Below are 19442 nucleotides of genomic sequence, written 5' to 3' on the forward strand. Positions count from 1 at the left end.
CAGTACCCGCCGTTCGAGCCAGATTCAGGAGGCGGGGCCGGTCAGGTCGGGCAGGCCTGCGGCCCGATGCACCGTCGCCGCTTCATGCGCACCTGACCGGGCATTTGCGCTTGTGCAGCCTCGATGTCACCTGGCCGCCGCACAGTCGGATGGGCCCAAGGTCTTCCAGGACGTCGCGTCGCTCGACAGCTTTGGTGAGGCTTTCCCGGATAACTTGTCCGGCATCGCATCCCGCATGACAGCGAAGAGGTTGAGGTTTGTTTGGCGGCTTCCAATCTGCCAGCCTCCGAATCGCCAACCACTGTTTCTCCCCGGTTCACGTGATGATTTTTTCGGATGCGTTCAGCGCGGCGGCAGACGGCTGGCGCGCACGGCGGCTTCGATCGCCGCACCATTGCGCGGCTCCGCTTCGACCCATTCCTGGGTGACGGCCTGCAGGCGGTCCCATTCCTGGTCGTTTTCGTGCTGGATGGCGCGCAGGAAGAACGGCTTGTCCGCTTCGGCTGCCGCCCAGAAGGGCGGCGCCGTGGCGGCGACCGGCATTTCCACGTCCTGTGCATTGTCCAGCCCGGCCTGCATCCATTCGGTCGGCACCGCGAAGTGACGCTTCATGCCCGGGATGAAGAAGGTCAGCACGCCGACCAGCCGGCCTTCTGAATCGAACAGCGCGCCACCGGATGCGCCTTGCTGGAATTGGGCGTCTGTTTCGATCACCGCCGCGTTGTCCATTTCGTGCAGTGCAGTGACCTTTCCGACGCTCATCGACAGCGCCTTGCCGCCGGAAAATCCCATGGCATGCACTTCGTCGCCGATCTTCAGCGTGCGCGACGACGACACTTCGACCGGGCGCGCCATCGGCTGCGCGATGCTCAGCAGGCACAGGTCGTGCCGCGTATCGACCGAACGCGCCTGCGCCGGCACGCCGGTGCTGCCACGCGCGACGATGACGTTCTGCGCACGGCCAACCACGTGGCAGTTGGTGATCACGTGTCTGGCATCGAGCTGCACGCCGGTGCCGCTGTTGATGCGGCCGTCGGGTGCCGCGGCAAGGATTTTCACCATGTGCATCGAAAGCTGTATGTAGCGCTCGGCGCTCGCCTGGGCGCCGGTGGCAAACAACAGCATCAACAGCAATCCGGGGATGCGCATGATGATTCTCCTTGCAGCCGTCTGGCATTGGATGAAGCCCGGCGGCGATGAATGGACTAACGGAACATGTGGTGGAACCTTGTGGGTTTTTTCAGCTTGGTGCGGTGCACAACACTAAGCGTAAATCGTGCCAAGCCCTCGTGTCTGTGCGGGAGGGCACTCACGTCCGGGTCCTGTAAACATGGTCTTTATGGCAGAAATGACGTCACAGGGCGCAACGCAGCCGGTTTTGTGCGTTGCCGCATGATTGACGTGTGGGACAAAGGATGAAGAGGGCGTCGCGCGAGCGTTGAAGTCTGCGACGCCCAACCGTCCGACGTTGCAAATTGCCACTCGGTACGGGCGGGTAAACAGTGCAGCGGACGCTGCACCGTGATGCAGGGTGCCCCGTTGTGGTGCGGTTGCCGCGTCGGGCCGAAGTCAGGCTTCGATCAGCCCGTTGCGCAGCGCAATCAGCGTCAGCTCGGCCTGATTGGATGCGCCGAGCTTCTGCTTCACGTTGTACAGATGGGTGCCGATGGTCGAGGTCGACAGATGAAGGGTTTCCGCGATCTGGTTCACCGACTGGCCGCGCGCGAGGTGGATGAACACTTCGAATTCGCGTTCCGACAGCGCCTCGACCGGGTTCTGCGCACCGGTCACGTCCTGCATCGCCAGCTTCTGCGCAATCTCGGCGTCCAGATACATGCGCCCGGCGGCCACCGTGCGCACCGCGTCGATCAGCGCTTCCGGCGCACCGCGCTTCGACAGGTAGCCGGTGGCGCCTGCCTTGAGCACGCGCTTGGGATGCGCCGTGTCTTCGTGTGCCGACAGCGCCAGGATGCGCACGCCCTTGTCGCGCGCCGTCAGGCGGCGCACCGCCTCGATGCCGCCCATGCCGGGCATCGACAGATCCATCACCACCACGTCCGGCTTAAGCTCGGCATAGCGCACATAGGCGGTTTCGCCGCTGTCCGCCTCGCCGACCACCTCGATGTCCTCGCACGCGGCCAGCAGCAGCTTGAAGCCCATGCGCACCACCGCATGGTCGTCGACCAGCATCACCTTGATCGGGCCCATCCTGTTGTCTCCCCTGTCTTATTCGAGTGGCAGTCGAGCCACGACCTGCGTGCCGCCGCCATCACGCGCCGTCACCTCCAGTTCGCCGCCGAGTGCCTGCGCACGTTCGCGCATGCCGCGCACGCCGTGGTGGCCGCGCTTGTGTGCCCAGCCTTCGGCCAGCCCGCTCCCGTCATCCTCGACTGTCAGATGCAGGAACTGTTCAGTGCCGCGCAGTGAAATCATGATTTTCCCTGCACTGGCGTGCTTCAGCGCATTGGTCACGGCTTCCTGCACGATGCGGTAGGCCGCCAGCTTGAACGAATCGCCCGGTGCGTCCGGCAGATCGGACATCTGCAGTTCGAACTGCATGTGCGGGTGATGGCGCCGCCATTCGGCAACGAGGTCGTCCAGCGCATCTTCCAGTCCGAGATTGTCGAGCGCCAGCGGGCGCAGGCGCGGAATGATGCTGTGCATGACGTCGTACAGATGATCGGCCGTATCGACGATGAGCTGTGCCGCCTCGGCGCTGCGCGGATCGCTCTGCACATCACGCCGGGCGATCGACAGACCCATGCTCTTGATCGCCGTGACCGCCTGGCCCATTTCGTCGTGCAGCTCGCGTGCGATGTCGCGTCGCTCTTCCTCGATGCGGCTCTGGATGAATTGCGTCAGTTCGCGGTTTTCTTCCAGATGGCTGCGCGCCTCGAGCGCTTCCTGCCGCGCCGTCATGTTGTCTTCGATCGACTGCGCCATGCGGTTGAACGCCTGCGCCATCGAGCCGGCTTCGCGTCCGGGCAGGTCTTCGAGTCGCGTGTGGTAGTCGCCCGCGCGCATCTGTTCCAGCCCGCGCACGATGCGGTTGAACGGCCGCGTGGCCCGCCCGACCAGCCAGAACACCAGCGCATTGCCCAATACCAGCGCAATCGTGCCCGCGATCAGCAGGTGCACGGCTTCGTCCCAGCCGTCGAGAATGGCGCGCGAGGCATCGGCCTCGACCACCAGTTTTGCGCCATCGGTCAGCGTGATTTCCTGCCGCGGCCGGCGCGGAAGGATGGTGTCGGAATACCAGTCCGGCGCCTCACGCCCCGCCTTGTAGGGCGACGGCGGTGATGCATACAGTTCGGTGCCGCTGCCGTCGACCAGGCGGATTTCGGTTGCACGCACCCGGCCCAGCCGGTGCAGGAAATCGACCAGGGCGGGCGAGCCGGTATTGGCATAGACCAGCGTGACGCGCGACAGCAGTTGCGTGGCTACCCGGTTCGCCGCCTCGATCTCTTCGCTGACAGCGCGTCGCGTGCCCATCAGTTCCAGCGTCAGCATCGTGCTGGTAAAGGTCAGGATGACCAGCGCGATCAGCAGATTCAGTTTCAGGCGCAGGCTCATGCGGATCCTCCCGGCCAGTCCGCGAAGTCGCCCGCGCGCGCATGGGCATCGACGGCCGACACCAGCAGCGCTGCGCTGGCTGGATGGAAGGGGTCGTGTCCAGCCCCCTGCGCCCAGGCCAGTTTGCTGCCGTGTGCGGTGAGGTGCGCGCGCCAGGCGTTCTGTGGCCGGCACACCATATCGTGGCTGCCATGCACGATGGCCACCGGCAGTCCGTGCAGATGCGCGATGGCATCGAGCACCTTCGCTTCGCCGAGAAAGCAGCGGTGGGCGAGGTAGTGCGCCTGCACGCGGTAGCGCGTGCGCAGTGCCGGCCATTCGTCGTCGGTGGGTGCAGCAGGCAGTCCGGTGTGCGGCCAGCTGCCGAGGGCGTGTTCCCAGTTGCGCCAGGCCAGCACGGCGTGATCGACGCGCGCTTGATCGCCTGACGACAGCGCGCGGTCGAGCCACACGACGATGCGGTCGCGCCAGCGCGCCGGCACCGCCTGCATCAGCGCGCCGTGCGCCTCGGGGGCGAGGGCCGCCGCGCCGTGGAAAAACCAGTCGAGATCAGCGCGCCCGGCGAGGAAGATGCCGCGCAGGATGAGCCCGCTGCACGCTGCGCGATGGCGCGCCGCCCAGACGGCAGCAAGCGTCGAGCCCCATGAACCGCCGAACACCAGCCAGCGTTCGATGCCCAGATGGGCGCGCAGCGCCTCGATGTCGGCCACCAGCGCATCGGTGTGGTTGTGGGCGATGTCGCCGCCCGGTGTGCTGCGGCCGCAGCCACGCTGGTCGAACAGCACGACGCGATCGCGCTCCGGATGGAAGAAGCGGCGCTGGCGCGGCGAGCAGCCCGAACCCGGACCGCCGTGTACATACAGTGCGGGCCCGCCGTCCGGATTGCCGCATTGTTCGTAGTACAGGCGATGGCCATGCCCGACGTCAAGCCAGCCGGTGTCGTACGGTTCAATCGGAGGATGCAGCATGGGCGGCGCGTGGTCGGGCGGTTCGGTCGGGCGTCGATGTTAGCCCATGCATGCCTGCACGACACCGGCCATGTGACAATCGCGCCATGGACGACCGCAACCATCGGGTGGAACAGTACGGGCAGGTGTTCACCCGCGACGATGTCGTGGCGCAGATGCTCGCGCTGCGTCGCAATGCCGGGCGGGTGCTCGAGCCTTCGGCCGGCGACGGCGCGTTCTCGTCGCGCCTGCCCGGCTGCACCGCAATCGAGCTCGATCCGTCGGTGGCGCCGGCCGGCGCGCAGGTCATGGATTTCTTCGACTATCCGACCGCCGAGCGCTTCGACACCATCATCGGCAATCCGCCCTATGTGCGGCACCAGGACATCCTGCCGGCCACGCGTGCCCGGCTCGCCAGCGCGCTGTTCGACCTGCGCAGCAACCTGTACCTGTTCTTCATCGAGAAATGCGTGCGCCACCTGAATCCGGGCGGCGAACTCATCTTCATCGTGCCGCGCGAATTCACCAAGCTGACCGCGGCCCGTCGGCTGAATGCCTGGCTGTTCGAGCAGGGCAGCATCACCGACTTCATCGAAACCGGCGACTCGCGCGTGTTCGGCGCCTATGTGCCGAACTGCGCGGTATTCCGCTTCGAGAAGGGACGCGCGGACCGGCGCATGCACGACGGCCGGCGCTTTCACTGCGAACAGGGGCAGCTCATGTTCCTGCGCGGCGACTACGGCGTGCCGCTGTCGGCACTGTTCGACGTGCGCGTGGGCGCCGTGTCCGGTGCGGACGACGTGTTCGTGCATCCGGAAGGCAATATGGAATTCGTCTGTTCCAGCACCGTCGACACCGGCCGGACGCGGCGCGCCTTCTTCGATGTGCGCAACGACTGGCTGGAACAGCACAAGGCCCGATTGCTGGCGCGCCGCGTGCGGCCGTTCGGCGAGCACAACTGGTGGCGCTGGGGCAGGGTGCATCACCGCTCGGACGCTGCGCGCATCTACGTGAATGGCAAGACGCGCAAGCCGCGTCCGTTCTTCCTGCATGACTGCCCGCATTACGACGGTGCCGTGCTCGCGCTGTTCGCGCGCTCGCCGGCGCTCGACATCGCGCGGGCCGCGAGCCTGCTCAACGATGCGGTCGACTGGGAAGAACTGGGCTTCGTGTGCGACGGGCGCTTCCTGTTCACGCAGCGCAGCCTGCAGACCTGCGTGCTGCCGGACGACTTCCGCGCCTTGCTCTCATGAAAATCCTGAGCCTTCTTTCGTGACCGGCCCGAGGTGACGCGCCGGGCATCGGCGCACTATTCAGTTCATGCACAGCGCGTTGCTGTGAAGCGAAGCGAAATCATCGAGGAGACACACATGAACTGGCAAACCCCGAAGGCGACCGACCTGCGTTTTGGCTTTGAAATCACGATGTACATCGCCAACCGCTGATCTCAGCGTTGCGATAAGAAAAAGCGGGCATTGCCCGCTTTTTTCTTTGGTGCGTCGCGAATGCCGCATCAAGGCTTGCGCCGCCGCATGCCCCGCCCCCTTCGTCACCGCTTGTGCGCCTCGCGCCACTGCCGCGGTGACAGCCCGGTCTGTGCCTTGAAGGCACGCGACAGCGCGGCTTCTCCTCCGTAACCGACTTCATCGGCGATCAGCGCCAGCGTTCGCCCCCGACGCAGTGCCTGCTCGGCCAGGCCGATGCGCCAGCGCTGCAGATAGGCACCCGGCGTGCAGCCCACGGTGTCGCGAAAAGCATTCGCAAAGACGCTGCGCGACATGCCGGCACGCGCGGCGAGCGCCTCCAGCGACCAGTCCTGCGCCGGGTTCTCGTGCATCGCCACCAGTGCTAGGCGCAGGCGCGGGTGCGACAGTCCGGCCAGCATGCCCGCGCCGGTCTGGCCGTCTTCCATCAGGTGTCTGAGCACCTGCACGAGCACCACTTCGAACAATCGATCGAGCACCGCCTGACGGCCGCAGTACTGATTTGACGCCTCGTCGAACAGCAGATCCAGCACCGGTCCCGCACCGAGGATGTCGTCCAGCGCCAGACAGGTGAAGTCCGGCAACGCCGCGGCGATCGGGTTGGCTGCGCCGCCGGAAAAGAGCATCCGCGCGCACGCAAAGTCGGCGCCCCGTGTCGGGTCGGTGACGAAACGGTAGGCAAGCGGTCGCGGAAACAGCAGCAGGCTGGGCCGGGTCACGTGCTCGATGCCTGCCGAGTGATGAATGGCGACTTCGCCCGCGCGGATCAGGTGCATGCGTCCGCTGTCACCGGCGTCCAGTTCGGTGAGGCCGCACAGCGCGCCGGTGTTGAACACGCGCGCGCTGACCGAAAAGTGCGCCAGCAAGGCTTCAAGTCTGTCGGTCATGGTGCTTCGATACTCCAGGTGAAGTTTTCAGGACTATACGTTGCGTTTGGTATCGAGCGCCGGCGCAAAGTTCGTCCTGCCAACCGGCATTGCCTCATTCACTCAATACACAGGAGTCAGCCATGTCCATCGAAAAAGTCCTCTACACCGCTCAGGCCACCGCCACCGGAGGCCGCGAAGGCCGCGCCGTATCGTCAGACGGCGTGCTCGACCTGCAGTTGTCGACCCCGCGCGAACTGGGCGGCGCCGGCGGTGCCGGCACCAATCCCGAGCAACTGTTCGCCGCCGGCTATTCGGCCTGCTTCCTTGGCGCGCTGAAGTTCGTCGCCGGCCAGAACAAGGTCGCGCTGCCGGCCGACACGCAGATCACCGGCCGCGTCGGCATCGGCGCCATCCCGACCGGCTTCGGCATCGAGGTCGAACTGACCATCGCCGTGCCCGGCCTGCCGCGCGAGCAGGTCGAAGCGCTGGTCGCGAAGGCGCACATCGTGTGCCCGTACTCGAACGCCACCCGCGGCAACATCGACGTGACCTTGGTCATCGCCGACTGAACTTCCCGAACAGACATCGTCCCCGACACAGAAAGGAATCCATCATGAAAGCCATTCGCCATGCCCTCGCACTGACCGTGCTGGCCGCTGCCCTCGCAGCACCGACCCATGCCGCCGAGCCCGTCAAGGCCGCGACCCGCTCCGCTGCCGTGGTCAAGAAGACCGAAAACTACGTCACCACCCGCGACGGCGTGCAGCTCTATTACAAGGACTGGGGCCCGAAGAGCGGCCCGGTCGTCACCTTCAGCCACGGCTGGCCGCTCAGTTCCGACAGCTGGGAATCGCAGATGCTGTTCCTCGCGTCGCAGGGCTACCGGGTGGTCGCCCACGACCGGCGCGGCCACGGCCGCTCCAGCCAGCCGTGGGACGGCAACGACATGGACCACTATGCCGACGATCTGGCCGCCGTCATCAAGGCGCTCGACCTGAAGGACGTGACCCTGGTCGGCTTCTCGACCGGTGGCGGCGAAGTCGCGCGCTACATCGGTCGCCACGGTACGTTGCGTGTGAAGAAGGCGGTGCTGGTCAGTTCGGTGCCGCCGATGATGCTGAAGACCGCCGACAACCCGGGCGGCCTGCCGATCGAGGTGTTCGACGGCATCCGCAAGGGCTCGCAGGCAAACCGCTCGCAGCTCTATCTGGACATCGCATCGGGCCCGTTCTACGGCTACAACCGTCCGGGTGCCAAGCCGTCGCAGGGGCTGATCCAGTCCTTCTGGGCGCAGGGTATGCAGGCGGGGCACAAGAACACCTACGACTCGATCGCGGCGTTCTCGGCCACCGATTTCCGCGCCGACCTGAAGAAGTTCGACGTGCCGACGCTGGTGATCCACGGCGACGACGACCAGATCGTGCCGCTCGACCTGTCCGGCAAGGCGTCCGCGGCGCTGATCCGCAACGCCGAACTGATCGTCTATCCGGGTGCGCCGCACGGCATCACCGATACGCACAAGGATCGGCTCAACCAGGACTTGCTGGATTTCGTGCGCAAGTAAGCGCTGCGGCACCCGTTCCGGATACTCTGGATGGGTGCCGTGTCGCGCCCGGTTGCGCAGGATTTCCGCAGGCAAGTGCCCTTTGCCCGCGTCTACCGCCCGAGTAGCGCGCCAGTCTGTTCCATCTGTTCGTGCTCGAAAGCCGGCGCGAAATCGTCCAGCTCGTCTGCCTGCAGTCCGACCTCCGGGGCCAGCGCGACTTGCCTCCATCGACAGACCGCCGCGTGGACCTCTTTCAGCACCGACAAGGCCTGCTCCTTGCCCAGTGCGAAGTACGACGAGCGGGCCAGCAGCATCTGCACGTCGGTGATCGGCCCGTCCTGCTCCGACAACCAGGTTTTGGATTCCCGGTCCTTGTCCGGAAACGGGTTGATGTCGAAAGCAGGCGCGAGACGCCATTGGCCGTGGGCCACGTGCAGGAAGCCGTGGTTCTGCAGGTGGTCGTCCACGTTGGTGATCAGCAGATTGAACGCCATGCGACGCCAGAGCTGCTGCACGTCCTGCGTGGGCGCGTGGCCGTGGGTGCGGAGGGCGTCGGCGATCTCGGTGTAACTGCGATCCTCCTCGCGCGAGGCCTGCAGCAGCGATGCCGCCGACTGGTAGGGAATGCGGCCGTCGGCGTCATCGCGATCGAAGCGGCCGATCACGGCCACAGGCACTTCGTTTCCCTCGTCGCCCAGCAGAACGATGCGCGCGGGCGCGGCCTCGATGCCTGCGCGCGCTGCGAGCTTCAGCGCCAGCACCTCGCCGCGGGTGACGCTGCGCGTATCGCCCACGCTGGGAAATTTGCCGATGGCGAGCCGGCCATCTTCGTCCACCAGGGTGCACTTGGGTCGCATACCGCCAAGCGAGGTGCCCTTGCCCTGCAGGTAGCGCAAGTCCTCGGCCGTCTCCTGTCCGCGCTCGACGGCGCGGCTGGCCTGGTAAATGCGCTGCAGGTCGATCAAGGGCGGAGTACTGCGCCGTCCTTCGGGCGTCGTCCGGTGCCAGTCTCCCTCCGCATCGCGCAAGCGCAGCGCGCCGACGCGGCTGAAGTCATCCACCGCCAGCAGGTAATCCAGTTCGGTGAGGGCCGGCAGTTGCGGATCGGCCTTGCGGCGCTTGGCGTGGGCGCGGGCGATGACGCGCCGCCCCCAGGCGTCGGGCGCGGTATCGGCGACGGCGCCATGAAAGACCGAGTCGTGCGGCGAGCGCGCCTTGTGCGGCTGGTAGCCCGTCATCAGTTGCAGGTCGGCCGACACGTTGAAGCGCGCCGGGGTGTCCAGCCAGGATGGCTCATAAGCAAAGGTGCTGTGCTCGCGCCGGCCTTGCCGCACATAGACGAGCGAGCCGACGGGCAGACCCGCTTTGCCGATGCAGACCTGAATCTGCCGACGGGTCGGGGTGGACGCCGTCATCAGAGCGCCCCCGACGTACCGGCCTTGCTGCGCACGCGCTTGGGCAGGTTTTCGTCCATCAGGGTCAGGCCGATGTCATCCTTCGTCGTGTCCAGCAGGTTTTCCAGCGACTGTATTTCGCCGAAGACGTGAAGCGCGCGGGCAAAGAAGTGAATGGGAACCCGCAGGTCGCCTTGCTCCATGCGCCGCACGGTGGACAGGGACGCGCCCATGCGCTCGGCGAGCGAGGCCTGCGAAATGTGCCGCCGACGGCGGGCAAGGGAGATGTCGCTGCCAAGCTTCCGGATCGCCCGTTCGACCGGCAGAGGCACTGGGAAGTCCATATTAAGTATTCCGATAGGGCTTCTTATATATTATTAAGGTTGCTATCGGGAATATTATAGTCGACCGAGCAGTGCGGGAGAACTGCGCTTCTTGTGGGCGTCTTGACGACACAGGAAGGTGGGTTCGGTTCGGCAAGGACGTCCCGTCGGGGTCGCCAGCTACGCCTGCGAACATGCACGCCGGGCTGGCGTCGAGGCGGCTCGGATGTCGCGAACGATGCCGAGGCCGGGATCACGTCGCGAGGTGTCGTCGCGAAAGGCTGACGCGTGCTCGGGTGGGCGATTGTGGTACCGGGAAATAAATGACGTCTGACCCCATTTATTCTCGTAGCCGCCGTTCTCGAGTGACGCTACAGTAGCGCATACATTAAAGGAAAAGCATGGTCACCAAGAAATTGATCACCGCAGACCAAGAGGCGCTGGCCGATGTTCTGTTTCCGCAGGAGCCGGACGACGAGATTGAAGAAGCAATTCTACAGATCCCTCCAGAGCGTCGAATTCTTCGGACCGACCAGTATGACTTCTCTGTTTCGACGATTCTCGGGATGATGGCGAAAAATGAGGTTGTAATTCCTGAGTTTCAGCGTCGGTATGTCTGGAGCGATCGTCAAGCTTCGCGACTTATCGAATCACTGATCATTCAATGTCCAATCCCTGTAATTTATCTTAATCAGGAGAAGGATGAAACATTCTCCGTGATTGATGGAAACCAGCGCCTAAAAAGCTTGCATCGATTTGTGGGCGATGAGTTTGCACTGATTGGGCTAACCAGCTACCCCGAGCTGAGTGGCTTGAAGTACTCCGAGTTGGATAAGCGGTTTCAACGGCATATTAGCAATCGTGTTCTCAGATGTACGGCAATCCTCAAAGATACGCATCCGCAGGTGAAGTTTGATGTTTTCGAGCGACTAAATTCGGGAGCAGTTGCACTAACGAGGCAAGAACTTCGACATGGCCTCTACTATGGTCCATTGCTCAAGCGCGCCTCAAAGGTTGCGGCTGACCTTGGATTGGAAAAGCACCTCGGCATGCGTAAGGACAAACGGATGAAGGCCGAGGAACTTGTCATACGATTCTGGGCATTGAACAAGGGGCTAGGGTCGTACGAAAAGCCATTGGCAACGTTTCTCTCAGTATTCGCAGAGGACAACAGGCTTATAGCGCCTGAGGAACTCGAGGAGCTAGACGCGACGATTCGGAAGGCCCATAAACGCGTAGTTCAGTTGTTTGGTTCCCAGGCGTTTTCGTTCTCGCGCGACGGCCGCTCGAAGTTCAATGCTGCTGTCTACGACGCACAAATGCTCTCGTGCGCCAAGGTCAGCGACACAAGGGTGGGAGTCCTCACGGGAAAGAAAGACGAACTAAAGAAAGCCTACGCAGATCTCGAGAAAGATCACGAGTTCAGTAAGAGCGTGACTTTAGCGACTAGTGACAAAGCCGCGCTGCAAGGACGAGTTCAGAAGGTCGGCGCGCTACTGAAGAATTTATGAGCTATCGACGCAGCCGCGCGCGGCGAGAGTTTGAGCTGCAACTTGGTCAGACGCGCGCTGAGCTCACGCAACTCTATCCTCCCGCTGCGAGGCTGCCTGGCTTTGGCGGTTCCAGGCTGCTGGCGGCTTACTACGTCTTTGCGTTCGCCCAAATGGAGGTATTCGTTAAGACCGTAGTTGAGGATGCTCTGCAGGCAGTTCAGACGGCGGCTCCGCCGCTGGACAGCCTGCCTGATCTGATGGTTGGGTACCTTATACATCGCGGTGATGAGGTCGGAGCGGAGTACCGACGATTCGCCACGAGCGAAGATGAGGCGGCACTTCTAGGAAAGGTTGGCGGAGTTGCGCGCAAGGTTGTTGCATGGCATGCAGGCGGCCTGGCAATACAACTGGATCCTTCAGCATTTTTGGATAAGAAGAAGTATCCGTCGCCTCGGAACATGCCTCAACTGTTTCGACGACTTGGGGTTCGAAACCTGTGGGCCGTTGCTAGCGCGGCCGGGCGCTTCAATGCTGAGTTGACTTTGACCTCACTTAACGATCTTCGCACCGCAATTGCTCATGACGGGCATGTGCCACCTGGGTTCGGCAAGCGTGACTTTCGCGACCGACTGGATCAGATGCAAGAGTTCGTCGCTGCAGTAGATCGGTGCATAGCGGATCACTTCTGCTCTGCGGCAATGACTCGATTAGCGTGGAACCGCGCTATGGCGTGAGCAGAAAATAGGGAACAGACCACGATTTTTAATCATCAAAGTTCACAGTCTAAGGATCGTGGTCTGTCCCCGATTTACTATGCGGTTTATCTGCGAGGCCGTTAGCGGAGAGGATCTTTCGTAGCCCAAGTAGTGCGTGATGGCCGAGCAATGCACGCTCTGTGGTCGGTACAACAACTATGCCAACGCGAGTGTTACTTAGAATTTCCATAAGGCGGCTGCGCAGTTCCGCCTGTTTGGGACTGCGATCCATGCGGGTTCCGCTCTTGAACTCGTCCACTCCAGGGCGCAATCCGACTTTCTCAATAGCCGAATAGACCTCCGGGGTGACGTCGTTTGTCGAATAGACAAACGCTCCAATGATGAAACCTCCCCGCTCCTGAATTGTTTCGTCGAAGTAGAAATGTCCCATGGCGCTCCCGACGGCTAGCGTTCGAGCTAACCGGCCAGTGGAGGCAGGACGCCTTGGCCCGAGCTGCGAGAATGTACCGCGTACCTCAGTTCGGGCCAAGGTGGCTTGCCGTAGCTGCTCCGGTTGAGCGAGGGGTTAGGCCCCGCCGCGCTAGTAGCCGAAAAGAAATACGGCTTCGACGTTTGCATAATTTTTTGGAATGAAGAATGTGCTAAGGCGATTTTGTGCTTGCTTGAAATGCCGCATAACACTTCCCCTTTCGCTCGGCCGTGCTTGGGGAACAAGAAGAAATAGATATTCGGCGTGTTCACAGATATGGCACTTCCAGAAATCAAGAAGGTCCATATTATTTGTCGTCGTCTTGCCGCGTTCAACTTCTAGCAAGATCCCGGTGTCTTCGATCTTCAAGTAATAGTCGGGACGAAGAGCAGGAACGGCATATGTTTGAAATAGCCCCTTCTTCTCGGGAGTGAAGCCTAGCGCTTGCACACCAGGCAATACTGCTCGCTGAACTTCGACGCTTGACGCGCCCAACTTGTGAACAAGGGCGATTCTTTCCTGGACTTCAATTTCGTTCAGGTATTCAAGCAGTTTCTTGGCGACGTCTTCGACCGCCGTAAACGCATGCGGCGAGCGCTGAGTTGTCTTTCGGAGGGTGGCGTGCTCAATCGGCATTTTGCGGGGCCTAACGTTGTTTTCTGGCGCAGTTTTGCGCCACAGCTATGGACGGTGCCGGATAAACACAAAGGATTTTCATGGGGGACTTCTTTTGTTTTCAGTGGGTTGGCGCGCCGTGTGCCGGATAACTACCTGTTAAACGAACACAAAAACCTCACCCCTTGTATGTCAGGCAAGTGGAGCATGTCCACGGTGTCTGTTCCATCAGTCATTTATCCGAGTGGTGACGCGATGGGGCGCGCCCCAATGCGCAAGGTCGTTAGGGTGACTTCTCCCTTTCGCACCTGTGCGGCGAGGGTTGGGGCCGTGGCCATGGTAGTCACATGCTTCGCTGCTTTTCGAAGCAGAAGCTTGACGCATGCCCGGGCATGCCGCGCTGTCAGTGGATAGATTGCGGCCTTTCCTGCTTCTTTCCGGTCTCGCTGCCGCACATATGAACGCTTCCACCTTGTCACCCCTCCAGACCGAATGGGCCACGCTGCAGCAGGACCACGAGCGCCACGAGCGTTGCGCGGTCGGTATCAAGGTCGCGGCGGTGGCGCTGACCGCAGGCGCCGCGCTGTTCGGTTTTCCGTTCGAGCTGGCGGCACCGCTGATCGCCATCGTCTGGGTGATCGAGGCGATGCTGCGCACGGTGCAGGCGCGCCTGGGTCAGCGATTGCTGAAGGTGGAAGCGCTGATCGCCGATGGCGCGTCGGAGTACGCGGCGTGCCAGTTGCACACGGAATGGCAGGCCACACGCCCGGGCGCTGTCGGGCTGCTGATGGAGTACGCGAAGAGTGCGCTGAAGCCGACGGTGGCTTTCCCTTACCCGCTGCTCATCATCCTGTCGTTCGTGCTGTCGCTGCCGGGCTGACGCCCGATTCGTCGCGCCGGCTTGCCGAAGGTCAATACACGCGCGCCGGAGACGCGCACTATGGGGGCGAGGCCGTATGCCGGCCGCCTGCAGTGATCCCTCGCTTGTTTCCGGACCGCCCGAATGTCAGAACCCCGTTCACGCCCCTGGCTTGTGCCGATCGCCATCGCGCTGCTGGCCATCGCAGCCTTCTTCGCGTGGAAGCACTTCCAGTCGCCACCGCCGATTGACGCCTTCGCTTCGGGCAACGGTCGCATCGAAGCGACCGAAATCGATGTCGCCAGCAAGACCGGCGGGCGCCTGGCCAGCGTGACGGTGCGCGAAGGCGATGATGTCAGCGCCGGGCAGACCCTTGCCGGCATGGATGTGCGCGCACTCGAGGCCGAACTGCACATGGCCGAAGCCCAGGTCGCGCAGGCGAAGGCGGCGCATGTGGCGGCGATCGCGGCGGTCGCCCAGCGGCGCAGCGACGTCGCCACCGCCGGCGCGGTGGTGGCGCAGCGACAGGGCCAGATGGCGCTGGCCGAAAAGGACATCGAACGCACGCAGCAACTGGTCGACAAGGGGTTCATTTCAGCGCAGAAGCTCGACGTCGACCGCACCGCGAAACAGACGGCGCAAGAGGTGACCCGAGCCGCCGTGTCGCAGATGCAGGGCGCGCAGTCGTCGATCGAGGTGGCCCGTGCGGCGGTGGTGCAGGCGGCGGCAGCGGTCGAGGCCGCGCAGGCGCGGGTCGAGCGCATGCGCGTGGACCTGCAGGACGCGGTGCTGGTCGCGCCGGCCGATGGCCGCGTGCTGTACCGGCTCGCCGAGCCGGGCGAGGTGCTGCCCGCCGGTGGCAAGGTGCTGACGCTGCTCGACATCACCGACGTCTACCTGACGCTGTTCCTGCCGACCTCGCAGGCCGGGCGCGTGGCCATCGGCAGCGAGGCGCGCATCGTGCTCGACGTGCGGCCCGACATTTCGATTCCGGCCAGCGTGAGCTTCGTGTCGCCGCAGGCGCAATTCACGCCGAAGTCGGTGGAGACGCGCACCGAGCGGGAAAAGCTGATGTTCCGCGTGCGCGTGAAGATTCCGCCCGAACTGCTTCGGGCCTACGCCAAGCAGGTCAAGACCGGTCTGCCCGGCGTGGCCTGGGTGAGGCTGGACGCCGGCGCGCCGTGGCCGGCGACCGTGCCGCCGCCGGTGGCCATGCCCGCGCAGCCATGACCGGAACCGGCGTCGCCCGGCTGGCCGGCGTGGGCCTGCGCTATGGCGACACGGTGGCGCTCGACGCGATCGATCTGGACATTCCGTCGGCCTGCATGGTCGGCCTGATCGGACCGGATGGCGTCGGCAAGTCCAGCCTGATGGCGCTGGTGGCCGGCGTGCGCGTCATCCAGCAGGGCACGGTCGAAACGCTGGGCGGCGACATGGGAAGCCGCCCTCACCGGGAAGCCGTGTGTCCGCGCATCGCCTACATGCCGCAGGGGCTGGGCAAGAACCTCTACATGACGCTGTCGGTGTTCGAGAACGTCGACTTCTTCGGCCGCCTGTTCGGCCAGTCATCGGCCGAGCGCGAGACGCGCATCGCCGAGCTGCTCGACAGCACCGGGCTCACGCCCTTCCGCGACCGGCCGGCGGGCAAGCTGTCCGGCGGCATGAAACAGAAGCTCGGCCTGTGCTGCGCGCTGATCCACGACCCCGACCTGCTGATCCTCGACGAGCCGACCACCGGCGTCGATCCGCTGTCGCGCCGCCAGTTCTGGCAGCTGATCGACCGCATGCGCGCGCGCCGTCCCGGCATGAGCGTGCTGGTGTCCAGCGCCTACATGGCCGAGGCGGAGCGCTTCGACTGGCTGGTGGCGATGGACGACGGCCGCGTGCTGGCCACCGGCAGTCCGGCCGACCTGCTGACGCGCACCGGCACGACGGATCTCGACGCTGCCTTCATCGAACTGCTGCCGCCGGACAAGCGCCGCGGCCACGCCGCGCTGGTCGTGCCGCCGCGCGTCGTGCAGGGCGACGGCCCGGCCATCGTCGCCGAAGGTCTGACCATGCAGTTCGGCGATTTCACCGCGGTCGATCACGTCGATTTCGAGATCGGTCGCGGGGAAATCTTCGGCTTTCTCGGGTCGAACGGCTGCGGCAAGACGACGACCATGAAAATGCTCACCGGCCTGTTGCCGCCCACCTCGGGCAGGGCGCTGCTGTTCGGTCATGAAGTCGATGCCGGCGATCTCGACACGCGCCGCCGCGTCGGCTTCATGACCCAGGGTTTTTCACTGTACGGCGAACTGAGCGTGCGCCAGAACCTGGTGCTGCACGCGCAACTGTTCCACCTGCCGGCGGCGGACGTGGCGCCGCGCGTGCAGGACATGGTCGATCGCTTCGGACTGGCGGGCTACGTCGATGCGCAGGCCGCCGGCCTGCCGCTGGGCATCCGCCAGCGCCTGTCGCTGGCCGTCGCGGTCATCCACAAGCCGGAAATGCTCATCCTCGACGAACCGACCTCGGGTGTCGATCCGGTCGCCCGCGACGGTTTCTGGCGCCTGCTGATCGATCTGTCGCGCAAGGACGGCGTCACGATCTTCGTGTCGACCCACTTCATGAACGAAGGCGAACGCTGCGACCGGATATCGCTGATGCATGCCGGCCGCGTGCTGGCCAGCGGCAGCCCGGCGGCGCTGGTCGCCGAACGCAATGCGGCGTCGCTCGAAGACGCCTTCATCGCCTGTCTCGAAGAAGCCACCGGCGAGGCGGACCGGCCTGCCGCAGCGTCCGTCGCGGCCGTCGCCACCCGCAAGGTGAGCACCGAACGCCGCGCCTTCAGCCTGCTGCGCCTGTTCGCCTACGCGCGCCGCGAGTGGCTGGAAGTGGTGCGCGATCCGGTGCGGCTCACGTTCGCGCTGCTCGGTTCGGTCATTCTCGTGCTGATACTCGGCTACGGCATTTCGATGGATGTCGAGGATCTGAAATTCGCCGTGCTCGACCGCGACCAGTCGCCGGAAAGCCGCGCCTATGTGGAGAACATGGCCGGCTCGCGCTACTTTCTCGAACAGCCGCCGCTGGCCGGCAGCGCCGAACTCGACCGGCGCATGAAGGCCGGCGAACTGAGCGTGGCGCTCGAAATCCCGCCCGATTTCGGACGCGACCTGCGCCGCGGACAGGCGGCGGAAATCGGCGTCTGGGTCGATGGCGCCATGCCCTTCCGTGCCGAAACGACGCTGGGCTACGTGCAGGGCCTGCATGCCGATTTCCTGCAGCAGGCGGCCCGCCGGCAGGTCGGCGCGGTGCAGGAGGCGCCGGCGCGGCTCGACATGCGCTACCGCTACAACCAGGACTTCAAGAGCGTCTATGCCATGGTGCCGGCGGTGATTCCGCTGCTGCTCACCTTCATTCCGGCCATCCTGATGGCGGTCGGCGTGGTGCGCGAGAAGGAGCTGGGGTCGATCACCAATCTGTACGCCACGCCGGTGACCCGGCTCGAATTCCTGCTCGGCAAGCAACTGCCCTACATCGGCGTCAGCATGATCAGCTTCTACGGGCTGGTCGCGCTGGCCGTGTACGTGTTCGGGGTGCCGCTCAAGGGCAGCCTGTTCACGCTGAGCGTGGCGGCGCTCATCTTCGTGACGGCGACCACCGGCATCGGCCTGCTGATGTCGTCCTTCGCGCGCACCCAGATCGCCGCGCTGGCCGCCACGGCCGTGGTCACCATGCTCGCCACCGTCACCTTCTCCGGCCTGACCCACCCGGTGTCGTCGCTCGAAGGGGCAGGGCGCACGATAGGCACCTTCTTTCCGGCGACCTACTTCCTGAACATCAGCCGCGGCCTGTTCACCAAGGCGCTCGGCCTGCGCGACGTCTACATGGACTTTCTCGCGATGCTCGCCTTCGTGCCGGTGCTGACGCTGCTCAGCGTGCTGTTGCTGAAGAAGCAGGAGCGGTGATGAAGGTGCGCCTGCTCAATGCCTGGCGGCTCGGCATGAAGGAGCTGCTGAGCCTGTGGAACGACAAGGTGCTGCTGATCATGATCGTCTGGGCGTTCAGCGGCGGCATCTACACCGCGTCGACGGCGACCTCGCAGGAGCTGCACAACGCGCCGATCGCCATCGTCGACGAAGACCAGTCGGTGCTGTCCTCGCGCATCGCGGGGTCGTTCTACGGGCCGTACTTCAAGCCGCCGGACATGATCACTGAATCGCAGGTCGACGCCGGGCTGGATGCCGGCATCTACACCTTCGTGCTGAACATCCCGCCCGATTTCGAGCGCGACGTGCTGGCCGGGCAGCAGCCGGTGATCCAGGTGAACATCGACGCGATGCGCGTCAGCCAGGCCTTCATCGGCGCCGGCTACATCCAGAACATCGTGCTGGGCGAAGTGGGCGAGTTCGTGCAGCACCGGCGCAGCGAGGCGGCCGCGCCGATCACGCTGGCGCCGACCGTCATGTTCAATCCGAACATGACCAGTTCGTGGTTCGGCAGCGTGATGGAAATCATCAACAACGTGACCATGCTGTCGGTCATCCTGACCGGCGCCGCGCTGATCCGCGAGCGCGAGCACGGCACGCTGGAACACCTGCTGGTGATGCCGCTCGGCGCCTTCGAAATCATGCTGGCCAAGGTGTGGTCGATGGCGCTGGTGGTGTGGATCGCGGTCGGACTGTCGCTGTATTTCGTGGTCGGCCGCGTGCTCGACGTGCCGATCGCCGGCTCGATCCCGCTGTTCATGGCCGGCACGCTGGTGCAGCTGCTGGCCACCACCTCGCTCGGCATCTTCATCGGCACGCTGTCGCGCAACATGCCGCAGCTCGGCCTGATGATGATTCTCGTCGTGCTGCCGCTGCAACTGCTGTCCGGCGGCATGACGCCGCGCGAAAGCATGCCGGAGGTGGTCCAGGACATCATGCTGTTCGCACCCACCACGCATTTCGTCAGTCTGGCCCAGGCAGTGCTCTACCGTGGCGCCGGGCTCGACGTGGTGTGGCCCAGCCTGCTGGCCATGGCCGCCATCGCACTCGCCTTTTTCGTTGCGTCGCTGCTGATGTTCCGGCGCAGCATCGCGGCGCAGGGTTGAATGCTGGAACGGCGGCCTGTGGGATCAGCGGCCTGTGGGAGCGGCGGCCTGTGGGAGCGGCGCCTGTGGGAGCGGCG

General features: G+C 64.2%; 19 protein-coding genes. 10 read left to right on the plus strand and 9 right to left on the minus strand.

The genetic code is table 11. From position 1 onward, the window contains the following. Positions 1-342: 342 nt before the first annotated feature. The 4 genes from BSY238_RS16580 to pip form a co-directional block, all read right to left on the minus strand. The gene (locus BSY238_RS16580) at positions 343-1149 is read right to left on the minus strand and encodes a S1 family peptidase (protein WP_069040126.1); all 807 of its coding nucleotides are present in this window, start codon (positions 1147-1149) and stop codon (positions 343-345) included. A 420-nt stretch (positions 1150-1569) separates the two neighbouring features. Beyond that, on the minus strand, positions 1570-2208 hold the full coding sequence (locus tag BSY238_RS16585; RefSeq protein ID WP_069040127.1) for a response regulator: 639 nt from the start codon (positions 2206-2208) through the stop codon (positions 1570-1572). Positions 2209-2226: 18 nt separating this feature from the next. Next, positions 2227-3573, minus strand: coding sequence for an ATP-binding protein (locus tag BSY238_RS16590; protein WP_069040128.1), 1347 nt, complete (start codon positions 3571-3573; stop codon positions 2227-2229). Continuing rightward, the gene (gene pip, locus BSY238_RS16595) at positions 3570-4541 is read right to left on the minus strand and encodes a prolyl aminopeptidase (protein WP_069040129.1); all 972 of its coding nucleotides are present in this window, start codon (positions 4539-4541) and stop codon (positions 3570-3572) included. The genes BSY238_RS16590 and pip overlap by 4 nt, the downstream gene beginning before the upstream one ends. 86 nt (positions 4542-4627) lie before the next feature. On the opposite strand from pip, the gene BSY238_RS16600 reads away from it, so the two are divergent. Together BSY238_RS16600 and pqqA are read left to right on the plus strand one after the other, a co-directional pair. After that, on the plus strand, positions 4628-5773 hold the full coding sequence (locus BSY238_RS16600; RefSeq protein ID WP_069040130.1) for an Eco57I restriction-modification methylase domain-containing protein: 1146 nt from the start codon (positions 4628-4630) through the stop codon (positions 5771-5773). A gap of 117 nt (positions 5774-5890) precedes the next feature. Next, a complete protein-coding gene (gene pqqA / locus BSY238_RS16605) occupies positions 5891-5965 on the plus strand; it encodes a pyrroloquinoline quinone precursor peptide PqqA (RefSeq protein WP_083224124.1) in 75 nt (24 codons plus the stop codon). Between the two features lie 104 nt (positions 5966-6069). Here the strand turns inward: pqqA and BSY238_RS16610 are convergent, their stop codons facing one another. Continuing rightward, on the minus strand, positions 6070-6891 hold the full coding sequence (locus BSY238_RS16610) for an AraC family transcriptional regulator (protein WP_069040132.1): 822 nt from the start codon (positions 6889-6891) through the stop codon (positions 6070-6072). Positions 6892-7013: 122 nt separating this feature from the next. On the opposite strand from BSY238_RS16610, the gene BSY238_RS16615 reads away from it, so the two are divergent. Continuing rightward, positions 7014-7442, plus strand: a complete 429-nt coding sequence (locus BSY238_RS16615; protein ID WP_069040133.1) for an organic hydroperoxide resistance protein — start codon at positions 7014-7016, stop codon at positions 7440-7442. 44 nt (positions 7443-7486) lie between these two features. Beyond that, positions 7487-8437 carry an alpha/beta fold hydrolase gene (locus tag BSY238_RS16620; protein ID WP_069040134.1) on the plus strand — a complete coding sequence of 317 codons (951 nt, stop codon included), beginning with the start codon at positions 7487-7489 and terminating at the stop codon, positions 8435-8437. A 92-nt stretch (positions 8438-8529) separates the two neighbouring features. Here BSY238_RS16620 and BSY238_RS16625 read toward each other — a convergent pair whose 3' ends face one another. Both BSY238_RS16625 and BSY238_RS16630 read right to left on the minus strand, forming a co-directional pair. After that, positions 8530-9834, minus strand: coding sequence for a type II toxin-antitoxin system HipA family toxin (locus tag BSY238_RS16625; protein WP_069040135.1), 1305 nt, complete (start codon positions 9832-9834; stop codon positions 8530-8532). Continuing rightward, positions 9834-10145: a helix-turn-helix domain-containing protein gene (locus tag BSY238_RS16630; RefSeq protein WP_223300186.1), complete on the minus strand. Its 312-nt coding sequence runs from the start codon at positions 10143-10145 to the stop codon at positions 9834-9836. Before BSY238_RS16630 ends, BSY238_RS16625 begins: the two co-directional genes overlap by 1 nt. A 392-nt stretch (positions 10146-10537) precedes the next feature. On the opposite strand from BSY238_RS16630, the gene BSY238_RS16635 reads away from it, so the two are divergent. Together BSY238_RS16635 and BSY238_RS16640 are read left to right on the plus strand one after the other, a co-directional pair. Continuing rightward, positions 10538-11647 carry a DUF262 domain-containing protein gene (locus BSY238_RS16635; protein WP_069040137.1) on the plus strand — a complete coding sequence of 370 codons (1110 nt, stop codon included), beginning with the start codon at positions 10538-10540 and terminating at the stop codon, positions 11645-11647. After that, positions 11644-12363: a HEPN domain-containing protein gene (locus BSY238_RS16640; RefSeq protein WP_069040138.1), complete on the plus strand. Its 720-nt coding sequence runs from the start codon at positions 11644-11646 to the stop codon at positions 12361-12363. Before BSY238_RS16635 ends, BSY238_RS16640 begins: the two co-directional genes overlap by 4 nt. A gap of 49 nt (positions 12364-12412) precedes the next feature. Here BSY238_RS16640 and BSY238_RS18460 read toward each other — a convergent pair whose 3' ends face one another. Together BSY238_RS18460 and BSY238_RS16645 are read right to left on the minus strand one after the other, a co-directional pair. Continuing rightward, a complete protein-coding gene (locus tag BSY238_RS18460; protein ID WP_150123965.1) occupies positions 12413-12775 on the minus strand; it encodes a hypothetical protein in 363 nt (120 codons plus the stop codon). Between the two features lie 150 nt (positions 12776-12925). Further along, complete coding sequence (locus tag BSY238_RS16645) at positions 12926-13450, minus strand: hypothetical protein (RefSeq protein WP_069040139.1); 525 nt, start codon at positions 13448-13450, stop codon at positions 12926-12928. A 436-nt stretch (positions 13451-13886) separates the two neighbouring features. Here BSY238_RS16645 and BSY238_RS16650 point away from each other — a divergent pair, with 436 nt between their 5' ends. The 4 genes from BSY238_RS16650 (at position 13887) to BSY238_RS16665 (ending at position 19365) form a co-directional block, all read left to right on the plus strand. Continuing rightward, the gene (locus BSY238_RS16650) at positions 13887-14309 is read left to right on the plus strand and encodes a hypothetical protein (RefSeq protein WP_069040140.1); all 423 of its coding nucleotides are present in this window, start codon (positions 13887-13889) and stop codon (positions 14307-14309) included. Positions 14310-14432: 123 nt separating this feature from the next. Then, complete coding sequence (locus BSY238_RS16655) at positions 14433-15518, plus strand: HlyD family secretion protein (protein WP_069040141.1); 1086 nt, start codon at positions 14433-14435, stop codon at positions 15516-15518. Then, positions 15470-18238, plus strand: coding sequence for a ribosome-associated ATPase/putative transporter RbbA (gene rbbA, locus BSY238_RS16660; protein ID WP_442922954.1), 2769 nt, complete (start codon positions 15470-15472; stop codon positions 18236-18238). The genes BSY238_RS16655 and rbbA overlap by 49 nt, the downstream gene beginning before the upstream one ends. Beyond that, positions 18238-19365 (plus strand): ABC transporter permease, encoded by a 1128-nt coding sequence (locus BSY238_RS16665; RefSeq protein ID WP_069040142.1) that lies wholly within the window; start codon positions 18238-18240, stop codon positions 19363-19365. The genes rbbA and BSY238_RS16665 overlap by 1 nt, the downstream gene beginning before the upstream one ends. Positions 19366-19442: the final 77 nt, after the last annotated feature.

The sequence above is a fragment of the Methyloversatilis sp. RAC08 genome, from assembly GCF_001713355.1.
Lineage (GTDB): Bacteria > Pseudomonadota > Gammaproteobacteria > Burkholderiales > Rhodocyclaceae > Methyloversatilis.

Excerpts from the sequence above, each read along its gene's own strand:
- BSY238_RS16650 (WP_069040140.1), top strand. The coding sequence starts at position 13,887 with ATGAACGCTTCCACCTTGTCACCCCTCCAGACCGAATGGGCCACGCTG.
- BSY238_RS16620 (WP_069040134.1), top strand. The coding sequence starts at position 7,487 with ATGAAAGCCATTCGCCATGCCCTCGCACTGACCGTGCTGGCCGCTGCC.
- BSY238_RS16645 (WP_069040139.1), bottom strand. The coding sequence starts at position 13,450 with ATGCCGATTGAGCACGCCACCCTCCGAAAGACAACTCAGCGCTCGCCG.
- BSY238_RS16600 (WP_069040130.1), top strand. The coding sequence starts at position 4,628 with ATGGACGACCGCAACCATCGGGTGGAACAGTACGGGCAGGTGTTCACC.
- BSY238_RS16655 (WP_069040141.1), top strand. The coding sequence starts at position 14,433 with ATGTCAGAACCCCGTTCACGCCCCTGGCTTGTGCCGATCGCCATCGCG.
- BSY238_RS18460 (WP_150123965.1), bottom strand. The coding sequence starts at position 12,775 with ATGGGACATTTCTACTTCGACGAAACAATTCAGGAGCGGGGAGGTTTC.
- BSY238_RS16590 (WP_069040128.1), bottom strand. The coding sequence starts at position 3,573 with ATGAGCCTGCGCCTGAAACTGAATCTGCTGATCGCGCTGGTCATCCTG.
- BSY238_RS16625 (WP_069040135.1), bottom strand. The coding sequence starts at position 9,834 with ATGACGGCGTCCACCCCGACCCGTCGGCAGATTCAGGTCTGCATCGGC.
- BSY238_RS16615 (WP_069040133.1), top strand. The coding sequence starts at position 7,014 with ATGTCCATCGAAAAAGTCCTCTACACCGCTCAGGCCACCGCCACCGGA.
- BSY238_RS16665 (WP_069040142.1), top strand. The coding sequence starts at position 18,238 with ATGAAGGTGCGCCTGCTCAATGCCTGGCGGCTCGGCATGAAGGAGCTG.
- BSY238_RS16610 (WP_069040132.1), bottom strand. The coding sequence starts at position 6,891 with ATGACCGACAGACTTGAAGCCTTGCTGGCGCACTTTTCGGTCAGCGCG.
- BSY238_RS16585 (WP_069040127.1), bottom strand. The coding sequence starts at position 2,208 with ATGGGCCCGATCAAGGTGATGCTGGTCGACGACCATGCGGTGGTGCGC.
- pip (WP_069040129.1), bottom strand. The coding sequence starts at position 4,541 with ATGCTGCATCCTCCGATTGAACCGTACGACACCGGCTGGCTTGACGTC.
- BSY238_RS16580 (WP_069040126.1), bottom strand. The coding sequence starts at position 1,149 with ATGCGCATCCCCGGATTGCTGTTGATGCTGTTGTTTGCCACCGGCGCC.
- BSY238_RS16640 (WP_069040138.1), top strand. The coding sequence starts at position 11,644 with ATGAGCTATCGACGCAGCCGCGCGCGGCGAGAGTTTGAGCTGCAACTT.
- BSY238_RS16635 (WP_069040137.1), top strand. The coding sequence starts at position 10,538 with ATGGTCACCAAGAAATTGATCACCGCAGACCAAGAGGCGCTGGCCGAT.